The 15,796-nt window shown below is 68.5% G+C and carries 15 protein-coding genes; 12 read left to right on the top strand and 3 right to left on the bottom strand.

The genetic code is table 11. From position 1 onward, the window contains the following. The first annotated feature begins 27 nt into the window (after positions 1-27). From ACFV15_RS23980 to ACFV15_RS24030, 11 genes are all read left to right on the top strand, one after another. The gene (locus tag ACFV15_RS23980) at positions 28-4,059 is read left to right on the top strand and encodes a phage tail tape measure protein (RefSeq protein WP_378352808.1); all 4,032 of its coding nucleotides are present in this window, start codon (positions 28-30) and stop codon (positions 4,057-4,059) included. Positions 4,060-4,068: 9 nt separating this feature from the next. Next, positions 4,069-4,812, top strand: coding sequence for a hypothetical protein (locus ACFV15_RS23985; protein WP_378352809.1), 744 nt, complete (start codon positions 4,069-4,071; stop codon positions 4,810-4,812). 3 nt (positions 4,813-4,815) lie between these two features. Next, on the top strand, positions 4,816-6,231 hold the full coding sequence (locus ACFV15_RS23990) for a hypothetical protein (protein ID WP_378352810.1): 1,416 nt from the start codon (positions 4,816-4,818) through the stop codon (positions 6,229-6,231). A gap of 12 nt (positions 6,232-6,243) precedes the next feature. Then, on the top strand, positions 6,244-7,356 hold the full coding sequence (locus ACFV15_RS23995) for a DUF5047 domain-containing protein (protein WP_378352811.1): 1,113 nt from the start codon (positions 6,244-6,246) through the stop codon (positions 7,354-7,356). 10 nt (positions 7,357-7,366) lie between these two features. Next, positions 7,367-7,591 carry a hypothetical protein gene (locus ACFV15_RS24000; protein WP_378352812.1) on the top strand — a complete coding sequence of 75 codons (225 nt, stop codon included), beginning with the start codon at positions 7,367-7,369 and terminating at the stop codon, positions 7,589-7,591. A gap of 100 nt (positions 7,592-7,691) precedes the next feature. Next, complete coding sequence (locus ACFV15_RS24005; protein WP_378352813.1) at positions 7,692-7,937, top strand: hypothetical protein; 246 nt, start codon at positions 7,692-7,694, stop codon at positions 7,935-7,937. Further along, positions 7,934-8,758 carry a hypothetical protein gene (locus ACFV15_RS24010; RefSeq protein ID WP_378352814.1) on the top strand — a complete coding sequence of 275 codons (825 nt, stop codon included), beginning with the start codon at positions 7,934-7,936 and terminating at the stop codon, positions 8,756-8,758. The genes ACFV15_RS24005 and ACFV15_RS24010 overlap by 4 nt, the downstream gene beginning before the upstream one ends. A 7-nt stretch (positions 8,759-8,765) precedes the next feature. Next, entirely contained in the window at positions 8,766-9,692 is a 927-nt protein-coding gene (locus ACFV15_RS24015) for a glycoside hydrolase family 25 protein (RefSeq protein ID WP_378352815.1), read from the top strand. Further along, the gene (locus ACFV15_RS24020; protein WP_378352816.1) at positions 9,689-9,955 is read left to right on the top strand and encodes a hypothetical protein; all 267 of its coding nucleotides are present in this window, start codon (positions 9,689-9,691) and stop codon (positions 9,953-9,955) included. Before ACFV15_RS24015 ends, ACFV15_RS24020 begins: the two co-directional genes overlap by 4 nt. Before the next feature lie 79 nt (positions 9,956-10,034). Then, positions 10,035-11,336, top strand: coding sequence for a hypothetical protein (locus tag ACFV15_RS24025; protein WP_378352817.1), 1,302 nt, complete (start codon positions 10,035-10,037; stop codon positions 11,334-11,336). Then, positions 11,336-13,720 carry a N,N-dimethylformamidase beta subunit family domain-containing protein gene (locus tag ACFV15_RS24030; protein WP_378352818.1) on the top strand — a complete coding sequence of 795 codons (2,385 nt, stop codon included), beginning with the start codon at positions 11,336-11,338 and terminating at the stop codon, positions 13,718-13,720. The genes ACFV15_RS24025 and ACFV15_RS24030 overlap by 1 nt, the downstream gene beginning before the upstream one ends. A gap of 860 nt (positions 13,721-14,580) precedes the next feature. On the opposite strand, the gene ACFV15_RS24035 is transcribed toward ACFV15_RS24030, so the two are convergent. From ACFV15_RS24035 to ACFV15_RS24045, 3 genes are read right to left on the bottom strand one after another with little or no spacing between them, the layout of a single operon-like run. After that, positions 14,581-14,733, bottom strand: a complete 153-nt coding sequence (locus ACFV15_RS24035; protein ID WP_378352819.1) for a hypothetical protein — start codon at positions 14,731-14,733, stop codon at positions 14,581-14,583. Beyond that, the gene (locus tag ACFV15_RS24040; RefSeq protein ID WP_378352820.1) at positions 14,723-15,058 is read right to left on the bottom strand and encodes a hypothetical protein; all 336 of its coding nucleotides are present in this window, start codon (positions 15,056-15,058) and stop codon (positions 14,723-14,725) included. Before ACFV15_RS24040 ends, ACFV15_RS24035 begins: the two co-directional genes overlap by 11 nt. Positions 15,059-15,063: 5 nt before the next feature. Beyond that, a complete protein-coding gene (locus tag ACFV15_RS24045) occupies positions 15,064-15,375 on the bottom strand; it encodes a hypothetical protein (protein WP_378352821.1) in 312 nt (103 codons plus the stop codon). 124 nt (positions 15,376-15,499) lie between these two features. Between ACFV15_RS24045 and ACFV15_RS24050 the strand changes: the two genes are divergently transcribed. Then, positions 15,500-15,796, top strand: a 297-nt coding sequence (locus ACFV15_RS24050) for a GntR family transcriptional regulator (RefSeq protein ID WP_378352822.1), incomplete at its 3' end; no start/stop codon positions are given.

Genomic DNA, 15,796 nt, shown 5'->3' on the forward strand with positions numbered 1-15,796 from the left:
CCAGCACGCCGAGGGGGTGTCTCTCCCTTGGCCGGTGGCAAGATCGAAATCGATGTCGAGCCGAACCTCAAAGGCTTCGACGGCAAGGTCGAGCGCGGGCTCCGGTCAGCGCTCGGCCCGGTCGGGAACGTCTCCAAAGGACTCGGCACGGCAATCGCCGTCGGCACCGGCATCGCGGCCGCCGGACTCAAAGTCGTCATCGACAAAGGCATCGAGTACCAGTCCAATCTGAACAACCTGCAGGCCGTCACCGGCGCGACTGGCGCCCAGATGTCTCAGGTTGCGACGGTCGCCAAGGCACTCGGTGCTGACCTGTCGCTGCCCGCGACCTCGGCGGCCGACGCCGCGTCGGCGATGCTCGAGCTCGCCAAGTCCGGGCTGAGTGTCGACCAGGCCATGACCGCGGCCAAAGGCACGCTGGAGCTCGCGGCGGCGGCCCAGATTGACGCGGCGCGCGCGGCCGAGATCCAGGGCAACGCGCTCAACGCTTTCGGGCTGTCCGCCGACCAGGCAGGGCACGTCGCGGACGTCCTCGCCAACACCGCGAACGCGGCCAGTGGCGAGATCACCGACATGGCCGAGGCGCTCAAGCAAGCGGGCACCGTAAGCCATCAGTTCGGTATCAGCATCGACGAGACCGCGACCGCGCTCGGCCTGCTCGCCAACGCGGGCATCCGGGGCTCCGACGCCGGCACGTTGCTGAAGACCGCGCTGACCCAGCTTGCTTCGCCTTCGAAGCCCGCCGCGGCGGCGATGAAGGACCTCGGTCTCAAGGCGTTCGACGCCAGCGGCAAGTTCGTCGGTCTTGAGTCGGTCATGAGCCAGCTCAACGCGGCCAGCGGCCGGATGACCGACCAGCAGTACGCCGCTGCGACGGCGACGCTGTTCGGGACCGATGCGGTGCGGCTCGCCGGTGTGGCCGCGCAGACCAGCGCGGCCGACTGGGACAAAATGGCCGCCTCCGTGTCGAAGGCGGGCGGCGCACAGGAGCTCGCGGCTGCGAAGACCAAAGGGCTCGGCGGCGCCATCGAAGGCTTCAAGTCGCAGCTTGAGACCGTTGGCCTGGACATCTTCGATGCGATCTCCGGTCCGCTCGAGGCGGGCACCAAGGCCGCGACCTCGATCGTCACGAAGCTCGGTCCGCAGGTTGCTGCCGGGGTCAAGAACGTCGTCAAGGAGGGCGAGCGTCTCGGCCCCGGGATCGCGCAGGCGATCCAGTCCAAAGCGTCCGAAGTGGCCGGGGTGGCCCAGCGGCTGTTCACGCCGATCGTCGACGGCGCGAAGCGCGTGGTCGACTCCGGCATCGGGATCGTCAGGACCGCGGTCGATGGGTTCGCGAGCACGATGAAGGCGGCTGCCACCGCGGTGCAGCCCGTTGCGGACGGCATCGGCCGGCTGGAGAAGTCCGCGGCGACGGCGAGCGGGCCGCTCGGCGCCGTCCGGTTCGCGCTCGAGCTTGCCTACGACGCTGCGAAGCTCGTCGTGCAGATCCTCTCGCCGCTCGTCGCGCTCGTCGGCGCCGCGATCTCCGTGTTCGCGGGCCTGCCAGGTCCGATCCAGACCGCCGCGCTCGCGTTGCTGGCGCTGCGGGTCGGGCCCGCGATCCTCGGCTCGCTGAAGAGCGCGCTCACCGGCATCGGTGGTGCAGCGCAGGAAGGCGCGACCAAGACGTCGCTGTTCGGGCGCGCCGTGTCCACGGTCACCGCGCCCGTCCGCGCGGTGGTGTCCGGCGCGGCCGCTGGCGCCGCTGCGATCCGCCAGTTCGGCGACGAGGTGCGCGTCCAGCGGGGCATCGTCGAGAACGCAGGCGCGCCCGTCAGCCGTCTCGGTGGCGCGGTGGCCGCGCTCGGCACCTCAACGGTGCCCGCCGTCGCGGCTGTTCGCAGCTTCGTGCAGCAGACCGGCCAGATCAAGGACGCGGCCGCCGGCGCCGGGCAACCCATCAACACGCTGAGCGCCGCGATGGGGACCCTCGTTGAGCGGTCTGCCGGACTGTCTGCGGTCCGCAACGCTTTCCAAACGGCTTCGGCGGGCGCGAGCCGGTTCAGCACCGTCGCGGGAGTTGCGGCTGGTGCTGCGACCGGCGTCCGTCTCGCCGCTGGCGGGCTGGTGAGCGCGCTCGGTGGACCGTGGGGAATTGCGCTCGCGGGCGCGGGCATCTTGCTCTCGTTGCTGTCCAGTCATCAGGAGGAAGCCGCGGCTGCTGCCCGCGAGCACAAGTCCGCCGTCGACGAGCTGGCGGGCGCGTACAAGACGTCCGGTGGCCTGATCAACCAGGACATCATCAACACGAACAACAAGGCCCTGGCAGACAAGAACGTCGCGAACAACGCGCGCGCCGCAGGAGCCAGCTTCGACCTGTACGCGGCCGCGGCCAACGGAAACGCGCTAGCGCTCAGCGAGGTCGAAAAGGCATCCGACGGGGCGCTGCGGTCTATCGGCGACCAGCTCGGCGTCGGCCCGGCCGTTGCCGACAACCTCGTCAAGATCGGCAGGGAAGCACTCAGCAGCGGCAAGAACTTCTCCGACCTTTCCGAGCAGATCGACAAGGTCTCGTCGGGCGCGGATGAGACCGGCACGTCGTTCGTTCAGCTGACGGCCGCTCAGCGGTCGCAGGTCGAGGCGATCATCAACGCGAACGGCGCGTTGGGTGAGCAGATCAAGCGGAACCAGGAGGCACGGGAACTTTACCTGCAGTTGGCTGCGGCGGCGAACAAGGTGGACAAGGCGACCATCTCTCTGTGGGACGCGCAGCTTCAGCAGGCGGCTTCCGCGCAGAACGCGGCGACGGCGAACCTTTCGTACCGCGATGCGCTGGACCAGCTGGCCACCGCGCAGAAAGCCGTGGACGAGTCGCAGAAGAAGTTCCCTGCGGACTCGGAGGAAGTCCGCCGCGCACTGCGCAACCAAGAAGTCGCGATGCTCAACCTGATCGAGGCCAAGCGCAAAGACGCTGAGGCATCGTCGAATGCGACGGACGCGATCGGCAAGCAGCACGACGGCTATGTCGCGGCGAACAAGCAGCTCGCCGAGCTGGCCAAGACCTACAAGGGCGAACTGCCGCAGTCGCTGCAGATCATGATCTCAAAGCTGGACGTCGCCTCGGCGGCCGCTGCGGGGTTCACGGTTGGCGTCAATGAGGCCGGGCAAGCGGTCGTGAAGTTGCCGAATGGCAAGGAAATCGTCATCACCGCCGACTCGTCCAGCGCGACCGCGACGGTGACGAAGTTCAAGAACGAGACGGAAGCGCTGAAAGCGCAGGCGACCGTCGGCGCGAACATCGACCCTGCCACAGGCGCGGTTCTCGACTGGAAGAACACCACGGCCGTCACCGTCGGGAACACGACGACCTACACGAACATCGACCCGGCGACCGGCCAGGTTCGCACCTGGAAGGCCGTTGCCGACGGAACCGGCGGCTATACGACCACCTTCACGACCACCGACCCAGCCACAGGGAAGGTGCTGGAGTGGAAGTACAAGACCGATGCGACCGGCGCAATCACTAAGGTCGACGCCAACACCGCACCGGCGGATGCGACGGTGCGCAGCTGGCAGCCGCCCAACAAGACGATCTCTGTCTTCGCGAAGCTCGTCTACAACTCCGCCACCGGAGTCGTGGGTAGTACCACACTGAACGCGAACGCCAAGGGCAACATCGTGACCGCAACGGCCTACGCGGACGGCGGCGTGCACAAGCTGACACCGATGCGTGCTGGCCTCGCGTCGGTCGTGAAGCCAAACACTTGGCGGATCGTCGGGGACCGGCTGCGAGACGACGAGTTCTACATCCCCGACGACAACGCGCCAAGGTCGCTCGCGCTGCTGCAGGAGCTGGCTCGGCGTCGCGGTTTTCAGCTGATGCAGCGGTTCGCGAACGGCGGCATCGCGGGACGCATGCCGAGCTCGTCCGCTGCGGTCGCCGCGTCGACAGGTCCGTTCGAGCTCAGCGGGAAGTTGCTCGTCGGCGGCGTGCTGGTCGACCTCGTCGATGCCCGAATCCACCAAGCAAATCACAGCACAGGCGACGCAATTCGTCGCGGGCGACGACGTCCTTAGGAGAAGCCAGTGACGTTCGAATTCAGGGCCACGCGGGACTTCTTCTTCGCCACGCTGAAGAACCCGGTCGGAATCACCGACACCGTCATCGTGGCTGACGGCTTCATCCCGTTGCCGACCGACCTTTCCGCTGGTGCCAACGGGAAGTACATGCCTGCAATCATCATCGACCCGGCGACCAACAAATACGAGATCGTCTGGATCTCCGGCCACTCCAGCGGCTCCAACCAGGTGACCGTCGTCCGCGGCAAGGAGCTCACAGCCGCGGATGCCTGGTCGGCCGGGCTGCAGGTCGTCGTGGCACCGACAACCCGCGACGTGCTCATGTTCGCGCCAACCGCGGCGAGCGTCCCCGCCGACCTGCACATCGGAGCGCGCATCGCGCGCCAGGACAAGCTCGACGTCGGCGAGATGACGAAAAGCGGACTGCAGCCATCGGTCGGCGTCGCGTTCGCCAGCCAAGTCGGCCCGAACATGAACGCGGTGAACCCGCCGGACGGCGCACCGATCCTCGTGCGCTGCGGGCAGGTCAACGCGACCACTGACGCCAGCGGCAACATCAGCTTCAACTACAAAGCCCCGTTTCCCAACGGGACCATCTCGCTCAGCTACTCCTCGACGGATACCGCCGCAATCGGCCCGCACGTCACCTTCGCGTGTACCGCGTCCGGTGCTGGCGTGATCGTCTACCACAACAACGCGCGCAAAGTGTCGGCTGCAACCTCGTTCCTCTACACCGCGTTTGGCTGGTGACCTATGGCGTACGCGAGCGGGATCCTCGCCCGCACCCCGTACGCCGCCGGAACCGGCACCGAGGCACCCCCGCCGTCCGGCCAGCAGACCCTGCCGCCACCGATCCCCGGCGGCACCTCGACCTGGGTCTACACCCCGAACCCGCTCCTGTCCTACGCCGCGCGCGGATACGCCGGCCGGATCTCGACCGCCACCTACCCCGGCGGCGGCATCTCCATCGCGCCGCTCCCTGACCGCGGCGTCATGCACATCACCGCCTGGTGGCCGGACGCACGACTGCTGTCCCTGCAGCGCATTCACTCCGATGGCACCGTGCACTCGGTGCGTGGCGGCGGCGCGCTGGTCGTGACCGAGGAAACTCGCCGTAACTTCTGCCTGAATCCCAGCTTCGAGGTCGGCCTGAACGGCTACGTCCCGGACCTCGGGTCGCCGACACTTGCACGCGTCACGGACGGAACCTCGCCGCGCGGCAGCTACCACATGACCGCGACCGTCGCGGGCGCCGGATCCTGCGGCATCACCATCCCGCAATCCATCCCAGGTGGACAGAACACTCGGTTCGCGTTGGACCTCAAGTTCTCGGCGCGGCCGACCAGCGTGACCCTCCAGATCGGCTGGGCCGACTACCAGGGCATCGCGCTCCCGGCCGCGACCGTGACGCTCACCGCCGACCAGATCAACCAAAGCGTCTCGCAGTGGGCTCGGCAGTCCGCGATCATCGTCAACCCCGCCGGAGGCGTTACGCCCACCGTGAAGGTCATCGCGGCCGGGATGCCCGCCGGTGGTGTCATGTCCGTCGACGGCATCGTCCTCGCCCGCGTCACCGACCCCGGCACCTTCTTCGACGGCACCACCTACGGCGGCGTCTGGATCGGCACCGCGGGCCTCTCGGCGTCACTGATCCCGCCGATCATCACCTTCGACGACGGCGAATGCCCGCTCGATCAGCCGGTCACGTACCGGTTGACGAATCCAGCGCCCGCCGGCGGCAGCATGACGTCGGCGCTCGCCGAGCTGTCGGCCGCCGGGCACACATGGCTGACGCATCCGCGCGACGCAGCCAACCCCCGCGAGGTCTTCGTCGAGCGCGGCAAGTCACCGCTCAAGCGCGCGGCACGCCAAGGCCTATTCCAGGCCATCGGCGATGACCTCGTCAGCGTGGTGTCCGCGCGGAAACGGACAGGTCCCAGCGGAACCCTCAAGCTCTGGACCTTCAGCTACCGCGACCGCGACGACCTGCTCGACCTGCTCGACGACATGGCGCCGCTTCTGCTCCGAGCGCCGCTCGAGGTCGGTTTCGGCGCGGTGTCCTGGATCTCGCTGGGTGACCTCGACGAAGACCCGGACGGCGCAGGCGACGACCAGGGATATCAGAAGCTCGTCGGCGACTTCGTGTCCACCCGCGCACCGATCGGCTGAGAGGGGCGGTTCATGGGTTGGCCGCTGTCCATCGAGGCGCAGCAAGCGATCGCCGGATCGTTCGTGATGGACGTGAAGTGCACGGTCTACTCGCCGATCTACGGCGTGCTGGAGGATTTGCCGATCAGCGGCGGTCAGGTCGACAGCGACGCTACGAGCCAGGTCCGCCGAACCGGTCAGATCACCGCCGACCCGCGGTTCTGGAACCGGTCGCCCGGCCAACTGCTCTCCCCGTTCGGCAGCGCCGTCCAGATCTACTACGGGATCGGCCTGCGGTCAGGCGACTTCGAGTATGTGCCGCTCGCGTACCTCTCGATCGACGAGAGCTCGCGCGAGCGGCCGGTCGACGGTGGCGCCGACATCCCGGTGAAGCTGGTCGACTTCTCGCAGCGGGTCGCCGAGGATCGCTTCGACGCGCCGACCCAGACCGTCGACGGCGCGACCGCGGTGGCCGAGATCGCGCGGCTCGTGCGGGACACGCTCGGCCCCGGCATCGCGCTCGTCGACCTGACCGGATCGACGCAGATCGCGCCGGTCATCGAGATCGAACGCGAGCGTTGGGCCGACGGTGTCGAGAAGCTGGCGGACGCGATAGCGGGTGAGGCGTTCTTCGACCAGATCAACCGGCTGACGGTCCGTCCACAGCCGACGCTGGCTGACCCGCCAGCGTGGTCCATCCGAACAGGACCTGGCGGGAATCTCCTGCGGATCACGGACACGCTCTCGCGGGATGGCGTCTACAACAGGTTCATCGCCAGCGGGCAGCGCAGCGATGGCGCCGAGCCGGTATACGCGGTGTCGACCGACACCGACCCGGCCTCGCCGACGTACTGGGGCGGCCCGTTCGGGAAGAAATCGCGGTTCATGACCAGCCCGCTGCTCACGGACGAGGACCAGTGTCAGGCCGCCGCGGATGCTCAGCGGGAGCGCGGCCGCGGCGTGTCGGCGTCGATCAGCATGAAGGTGGTCGTCAACCCGGCGCTTGCCGACGGCGACGTGCTCGACGTGCAGGACGACGACGCTGGACGGTCGCTGCAGATCATCGACAAGCTGTCGACGCCCTTGGAGCCGGAGACCGAGCAGTCGATCGTCACGCGCGCAATCACGCTGCCGTCCGAGTCGTAGGAGGTCCACAGTGGACACTGCGGACGCGGTCGCTGCGAAGTTCGAAGAGCTGCGGGCGTCGATGCGGAAGACGGGCAAGGTGACCGCAATTGTCGGCGTCAAGGTTGTCGTGAGCATCCTCGGATCGTCGATGACCCTGCCCAAGCTGCGCGACTACACACCGATCGTCGGTGACGTGGTCATCATCGACGCGACCGACCCCAATGCGTGGCTCGTCATCGGGAGCCCTGGCTGATCAACGACAAGAACTACGTTGGGGGTGACGGGTGAATGTCGCTGCGGATGCTGCACCTGCGGGGAGTCCTTGGCTAGTAGTCGCCGGGATCGTCGGCACCGTGCTGGTTGCGATCATCGCCGCGCGCGGCCCGGTCTGGCTGGAGAAAGCCAAGGCCCGCTTCGGGAAGCCGAAGGACACACCCGAGAAGCTCGCAGCGACCGGTGAAGCGATCCTTCGCGAGTGGCTGAAGGAAACCAAGCGCGAGAAGGAAAAAGCCCTCAAGGACGTGGCACGACTTAGCGCGCGTGTAGACGCTCTTGAGCGTGAGCTGTATCGGCGTGGATGGGACGGGAGACTCGAATGACGTCAGGCCGCCCGACCGACGAGCAGTTCGACGAAGGGCTCGCCCTGCTCGCCGAGGGAGCGCAGGCACAGGCGCAGCGGGACTTCTGGCGGCACTACTGGCCGCGCCGCGTCGTCCCGCTGGTGGTCTTCGTCGCGCTGCTCTTCAGCGTCGGATCCGCGTCACTGACGTTCACCCTGTACGGCAGGCAGGACGCGACTGACGCCGCGGTCGCGTCCCTGCGGCAGCAAGCGCAGGAATCAAAAGCCGCGGGGGACCGCGCGAACGCCGAGCTGGAGCAGCGCGGTCTGGCCGGCGTGCCGATCCCGGCGCCTGGCACCGCGCCCGACACGGAGGTCATCGTCTCGGCGGCGGCCGCGCGGGTGCTCGCGTCGCTGCCGGATGATGTGCGCCCGACGTCGGGGATGCTCGGCCGCGCGGTCGCCGACTACATCGCCGAGAACCCGGTGACCCCCGCTGCTCCGACGCCGCAGCAGATCAGTGCGGCGCTCGCTGGCTACTTCCTGACCAGCCCGCCACCGTCCGGTCCGACCGGCGAACCTGGCACGCCCGGCGAGCCAGGCCAGCCAGGTACGACCGGCGCGACGGGCGCGACCGGCCCGCAAGGGCCCCCGCCGACCGCCGAGCAGATCCAGGCCGCTTTCAGCGCCTACGTCCAGGACCACCCCGATGTCCTTTGCCCGCGCGGCGGCACGTTCGCGCAGCTGCGTGTCCGGCTCGCCGACGGCGGCGCGGCGGACACCTGGCAGTGCGTGATCGCGACCAGCCCGCCACCGACTTCGTCCAGCGCCCCGCCGATCCTCCCGATCCCGACGAACTGAGGAACCGATGACCGATCCCGTCACGTTCATCATCGACATCAGCCACCACCAGCCCCTCTCGCTCGACCTCGCGCAGTGTCGGCGGGACGGCTGCGAAGCGTGTTTCATCAAGGCCGGTGAGGGCGGAAGCTACGTCGACCCGCTGTTCGCCGCGAACCTCGCCGAGGCGCGCGCGGCGGGGATGCTCACCGCCGCTTACTGGTTCATCCGATCGAATGCCAGCCCGGCCGCGCACGTAGCGAAGATCCGCGCGACGGTGCCGCTCGACGTGCCGATCATCCCCGACGTCGAAAAGGCCGTGGACGGCAGCTGGCCGACGAAGGCACACACAGACGCAGTCATCGCCGCGATCATCGCGGCGGGGTACCGCGTGCCGATCGACTACATCCCGCTCTGGTTCTGGCGGGACTACTGGCGGTCGCCGTCGCTGGCCGGTGGACGACCGCTGTGGAGCTCCCGGTACCCGGACAACGTCGTCGGCCTGCTCAACAGCGAGTGGGCCCAGGTACCCGCGTCGTACTGGAACGGGTACGGCGGCCAGCCCGTCGCGATCCTCCAGTTCACTTCGAGCGCCCGCATCGCTGGGTACGCGCCGCTCGACGCATCCGCATACCGAGGTACGCGGGAGGAACTCGCGGCCCTGCTCAACCAGGAGGAAGAGATGCCCCTGTCCATTGAGGACTTCAAGACCGTTTGGTACAAGGCGACCTCGACGCTCGACGGTGTGGAAATGAGCGCGGCCACGCTGCTCGAAAAGACCTACCTGCAGACGAACGCGATCGCCGATGCGCTCGCGAAGCTGCTCGAGCACGCCACGGACGACCCGGCGATCACCGCGGACTTCGTCAAGCAGACGATCAACGACGCGGTGAAGCAGAACATCAGCATCACTGGCGAAGTTCACATCGGCCCGGCAGCGGGCGGCGAATCGTGACGGCGCCTGAGCCCGGTGGCGCATCCACCGAACCGGTCAGGATCGCCGAGGGCGTCCGCGCGCTGCTCGTCGCGATCATCGCGACCGGGTGGGTCGCGATCCCGGACAACACGATCAACGTGATCATCTCGGCGGTCTCGTTTGCACTGTCCATCCTGAGCAGCGTGCTGGTTCGTCGAAAGGTCGTTCCGCTCGCGAAGCTCGGCCCGGACGGCGTACCTGTCATCACCAGGCTCCCGGCCAACGAACCGCCGCTGACCTGATCGCACACCACGACCAGCCCGGCCGAGCCGACTACCGCGTCGGCTCGGCCGTCCGTCCTACCCAGATCGGAGCGTGGCCGTGGCACTGCCCGCAGACCTGCAGACGGTCGACATCGTCGGCACGTACGTCGACTACAACGGCGCGCCGTTGATCGGCACGATCGAGTTCACCGCGGCCGTCCGCATCATCTCCGGCGCCACGCACACCGCGGTCCGACCCGCCGTCATCGTCGGCGTGCTCGACTCGGCGGGCGCGCTCAAGGCTGCCGGTGGCGTCGCGACGCTGAAGCTGCCCGCGACCGACGACGCTGACGTCACCCCGACCGGCTGGACGTACACGGTCGCGGAGAAGCTCACCAACGCGGGCGGGCAGAACGTCTCGCAAGCACCCTTCAACCTGCAGGCGCACTTGCTCGACTCGCCGATAGACTTGCCGTCCGCGTCGCCGAGCACGCCGCCCGTTACCCCGGGCACGACCGCAGTTACCAAGGTCAACGCGATCCTGCCCAACGGCGCCGGCGTCGTCACGCTCGTGCCAGGCGACATCGGCGCGGCCGCGGCCGCGCACAACCACGCGGGCGGCGACATCACCAGCGGCACGGTCGCCGCCGCGCGCCTGCCCGTCGGGACCGGGGCGGGCACGGTGGCGGCGGGCGACGACTCGCGAATCATCGGCTCCGTGCAGGGCAGCCGCCAGGTGATTGCCGGGACCGGCCTCACTGGCGGTGGCACGCTCGCCGCCGACCGCACCTTCAACGTGGCGTACGGGACCGCGGCGGGCACGGCGGCCGAAGGCAACGACAGCCGCCTGACGAACGCGCGCACTCCGACCTCGCACGCCGCCTCGCACGCCACCGGCGGATCCGACCCGGTAAGCGCAGCCTCTATCGGCGCGGACCCGACCGGGACCGCGGCCGCCGCTATGGCGACGCACCTCGCGGCCGGTGACCCGCACCCGCAGTACCTCACGCCCGCCGAGGCGGGCGTCGCCTACGCCGCCATCTCGCACACCCACGTCGGCGCCGACCTGTCCGGGATGCCGCTCGCGCCATCCTTCGGCATCAGCGGCGTCGTCGCGGCCACCACCGGCGTGCATCGCTGGTACAACGACACCGGCCGCACCCTCAACGTCACCGCCCTGCGCGCCGCCGTCGGCACCGCCCCGACCGGCAGCCCGCTCACCGTCGCCGCCAAGAAGAACGGCATCGCGTTCAGCACCGCGCTGACCGCGACCATCACCGCAGCGGCATTCACCGGCGTCACCGCGGGCGCCGGCCAAACCGTCGCCGCGGGCGACTACATCACCATCGACGTCACCGCGATCGGCTCGACCGTGCCCGGCTCCGACCTCACGGTCACCCTCACTTTGGCGGTGGCGTAGTGGGCAAACGCGCGGTTACGACCTATAGCAAGGTCCTCGCCGACGGCGCGGCCTACACGATCACCCTCGACACCCCGGCGCTGGCCGGTTCCCGCCTCGTCGTCGCCGCAGGCGGCGGATCGATCATTACCGCCGCCAAGCTGGAAAACTCCAGCGGCACCCTGTTCGACAAGCGCACCGCCGCCTACACCACCGGCAACAACGACGTGTCCATCTGGGACATCATCGTGCCCAGCGGCGGGTGCATCGCGGTCTACCTCACGGTCAACGGCGCCGACCAGAACAACGGCGCCATCTACGAGCTCACCGACTCACCCAGCTACATCGACGCCAACCGATCCGGCGGCGGGAGCGGCGACACCATCGACGCCACCACCGAATACCTCGCCCGCTCGGCGGCAGGCGCAGTGGTTCCCTCAGGCAAGACCGCGCACGTGATCGGCGTCTGGACCGTCGAAGCCACCCTCTCCGGCAAGCCCTACAGCAACCCCGCCAACCGGTGGACACAGATGGAACCCTCCGGCGTCCTCGCCGCGCAGGCCGCGAACCAGCCCGGATCCGGCACGGAATTCATCTACGCCAGCGGCATCGCCGACGCGGGACCCGGCACCTACCGCGGCGCGTCCACCTTCCACAACGCCCCCGGTAACCGGTTCTACACCGCCGTCGCCGCCTACGAAAACACCGGCGCACCGGCCAACGCCACGGTCAGCCCGGTCGTGCAAGAGAACCGGCGGCCCGGCACGCCGCGCGCGAAGTGGTTCCCCGGCACCATCGGCTACAACGCGACCGTCAGCGGCTACACCGACAAGCAGTCCTACCAGGCGGGCGACACCGTCGCGTTCAAAGTGGACAGCGCAAACCTCGCGTTCAACGTCCAGATCTTCCGGCTCGGCCACTACGGACACGAGGAAGTCGGCGCCCGCAACATTTCCGGACCCGGCGGCGTCATCGCGGGCACCCCGGCCGTCCAGCCCGCGCCGAGCGTCGACGGCACGCTCGGACACACAACGTGCGCCTGGTCGACGACCGCGTCCTGGACCATTCCCGCGGGCACGCCCAGCGGCGTGTACCTGTACCAGCTGCAGCGCACCGACAACGCGGCCAACATGGCGTACGGGCATTTCGTCGTCCGGGACACCGCGGTCACCGGCAAGATCGCCGTGATCGTTCCGGACAGCACCTACCAGGCTTACAACATCTGGGGCGGCCCCGGCGACAACGGGCCGCGCACCGTCGGGAACGTGTGGACGGGCCGCAGCCTCTACCAGATCGGCGGCGACCTCGGCGTCCCGAACTTCTCCCACCGCGGCTACGCCGTGTCCTGGGACCGGCCGCTCGCCACCGGCAAGACCCACCCGAACACCTACATGTTCGACGGAGACCAGCCGCTCTGGCTGTTCCTCGAGGCGCAGGGCTACGACCTCACGTACCTGTCGGACACCGACCTTGAGGCCAACCCGACGACCGCCTTGGCGGGCGCGGCGCTGGTGATGCCGATCGGGCACATGGAGTACGTCACCGAGGGCATGTGGAACGCGCTCCGCTCGGCGGAGACGAGCGGGATCAACGTGCTCAGCCACGGCGCGAACAACGCGCTTTGGCGAACGCGAATGCCGGACTCCCGCACGATGATCTGCTACAAGGACAGCGGCACGGTCGACGACTCGGCCGGGTTCACCGGGACCGGCCGCGACCCGGTCGCGTACACCGGAACCTGGCGGGACACCCGCGGCATCGTCAACCTCGACCCGCGCGCCGAGGCGATCCTGTTCGGACAGATGTTCGTCGCGAACGCCCCGGCGAACAAGCAGCTCGGCGTGCCGTACGCGAGCAAAGGTCTGCCGTTGTGGCGCAACAGCGCGACGGTGCAGGCGCTCACGACCGGCCAGACGTACACCACGCCGACCGCGGTCTACGGCGACGAGGGAGACTTCGTCGACGCACGGTTCCCCGCGAGCCCGACCAACCTCGTGCAGCTCTGCCCGACCGTGGTGTCGCTGTCGAGCGGATCGAATGTCAACGGCTCGGTGTACGTCACGCCGTACACGAACATCACGATCGGCTTCACCCTGTTCAGGGATCCGTCCGGCGCGCTCGTCTTCCATAGCGGCAGCTGGCGCGGGTTCGAGGGCGTCAGCCGGTGGGCGCGCAACGACTACGCGGCCACGATCAGCACGCCGAACGTCGACTGGCAGAACATGGTCAACGCGATCCTGTACGACCTCGGCGCCCGCCCCGCGACGGTGCGGCCGCTCCGGCTCGAAGACACCGCGCTGGCCGACCCCGCCACCGGCGCACCGGCGGGGCCGCGCGACGCCATCGCCGCGGCCTACGGGCTGATCGTCAGCAGCGCCTACGTCGGCTGGGGAATCCCCATCTAGACGTGCCTCCCGCGCACCAAGAAGCCCCCGTGGTTCACGCCTTCGCGCGTGAACCACGGGGGCCTTTTCGTTGGGTGGCGCCGGTCGCGCAGAGGCAAGGAAGGCCCTGCACGACCGGCGGCGCTGGTCCAGAGCCCCGGCTGATGAGGCTCGGCCGCTGCATCCGGGGGAACAAGTCCCGGACCCAGCACCACGTACTCGCTCCCTGCGAGTCCGAGTACGTGGTGCAGCTCGTAGGTGGCGGGGCCCCGGCCCTGCAGGGGTGAGCGTCCAACAGAGCCACCCGGGACCCCGCCTGCCTCTTCATGCCCTCCATGCGCATGTGGAGCACGAAGCTATGGGGCGTCGACCACGAGACTGGAGGACCGTGGTCGACGCCGGCCGGAGCAATGTCGGTGCTCTGGCCCTTCGCCACGACTGCAAGCGGGATGCCGTGACGGTTTGCCCGCTCATCTCGCCGGAGGCGTTGGCAGGAGGCGAGTGAGCGGGTGGCACCGCAACCGTTGGGACTCCATTCCGCCCGGTGGTCCGGTGCCAGTCACCCACGGGGGTTCGGGTGACGTCGAAACAGTGCGTTGAACGGGCCCGACCGCTCGGATCCCGAGCGGCGGGCACGTCCCCTCCGCCCCAAGGGTACTGGGGTGGAAGTAAGGCCCGACCAGGGAAAACATTCCTTCTCGGGGAGCGGCTCCCCTGGTCGGGGTTTGTGGGCGGCGCCGAGCACGAGGGGCGTCTCGGCGCCGCGCCCGGCCGATGCACCGGGCCGACCAGCAGTCGAGGTCCGTGGACAGCTGGCCGCGTTGGGGACCGGTCGGCGGGGCGAGCCGGGAGTGGCGTCGCCTCGCCGACCGGGGCTTGTGTCAGCAGAGCATGCGCATGATCGACATTCCGATGGCGATACCGACGAGCAGCGGGATGGTGACGACCGCAATGAATCGCCGCATGCGGTCGCGGTCGGCGCGCAGCCAGAGCCAGAGCCATCCGAAGTACCAGGTGCGAGGGTCATCGGACACCGAAGACACCGCCCAGGTCGCCGGACAGATGGGCGTACAGCGCGGCAGCGTCTTCGATCGCCATCTCCCGCGCGATCCGGTCGGCCTCGAGCGCGAGCCAGCAGGCTTTGTGCAGGTACTGCGCGTTGTGGTGCTCTGCGCTGATCCTGCTTCGGTCGTGTGGCGTCGGGTGAAGAGCGGCGGACTCGCAGACGGGGATGAGGAAAAGCAGGCTTCGGTCGTTGATTTCCTGGCGCCAGTAGAGGTGCAGGTCCGGGTCGCCGATGTACTCGCGGGTCACGACCAGCGCGGACAGCGGGGGAGCGGGGAGGCGGCGCTCAACCACGGCGGTCACCTCGGACCGTCCGGACGCCGGACCCGTTGGCCGTCTTCGATCAGCTTGGCCTGGGTTTCAGGCCTAATGATCTCCCAGCCGATGTCACGTGGAATCCAGTTCGGATTCTTCGGGTTGACGATGCCAGGCCGCGGCCGACCGGTTACGTGCTCAGATCGCGAGTCTTCGCGAAGCGCCGTTGCTGGCAGCGAGATCGACTGCTGCGCTGGGCGCACCTCGACTGCAATCTCTTCGTCGGCCTTGTGCATGTCCTCGACCAGGCCTTCGGGCTCGCGGTAGGTCGTCAGGTCGCCAAGCGTCATTGCCATCCTCGCCACCCCTCTGTCGCCGGTGATCACTGTCCGTGCACTGGTAAGCACGTCCTGACAAGTAAGACCCTCCCACACAGCCGCCGACTGGTCAATACAAGTTGGGCTGTGGACAATGAGAGCCATGGTGGACCGACGAAGTGGCGTCCCAGCCTTCCGGCAGGTCGCGGCTGACCTTCGCGAGAAGATCACGACAGGCGTGTATGCGCCGGGCGCACGCCTGCCCAGCGAACGAGAACTGGTCGATACCTACGACGTGTCCAGGCCGACCATCCGCGACGCGGTCAACATCCTTCGCGCCGAGGGCATCGTCATCTCCGAGCACAGTCGGGGCGTGTTTGTTCGTCCGCCGGCCAGTATCACTCGCCTGGCTCGCTCACGTCTCTCGCGAGCAGCACGTGAGCGTAACCAGGCGGCGTTC

It is taken from the genome of Amycolatopsis sp. NPDC059657, assembly GCF_042734395.1.
Classification (GTDB): domain Bacteria; phylum Actinomycetota; class Actinomycetes; order Mycobacteriales; family Pseudonocardiaceae; genus Amycolatopsis.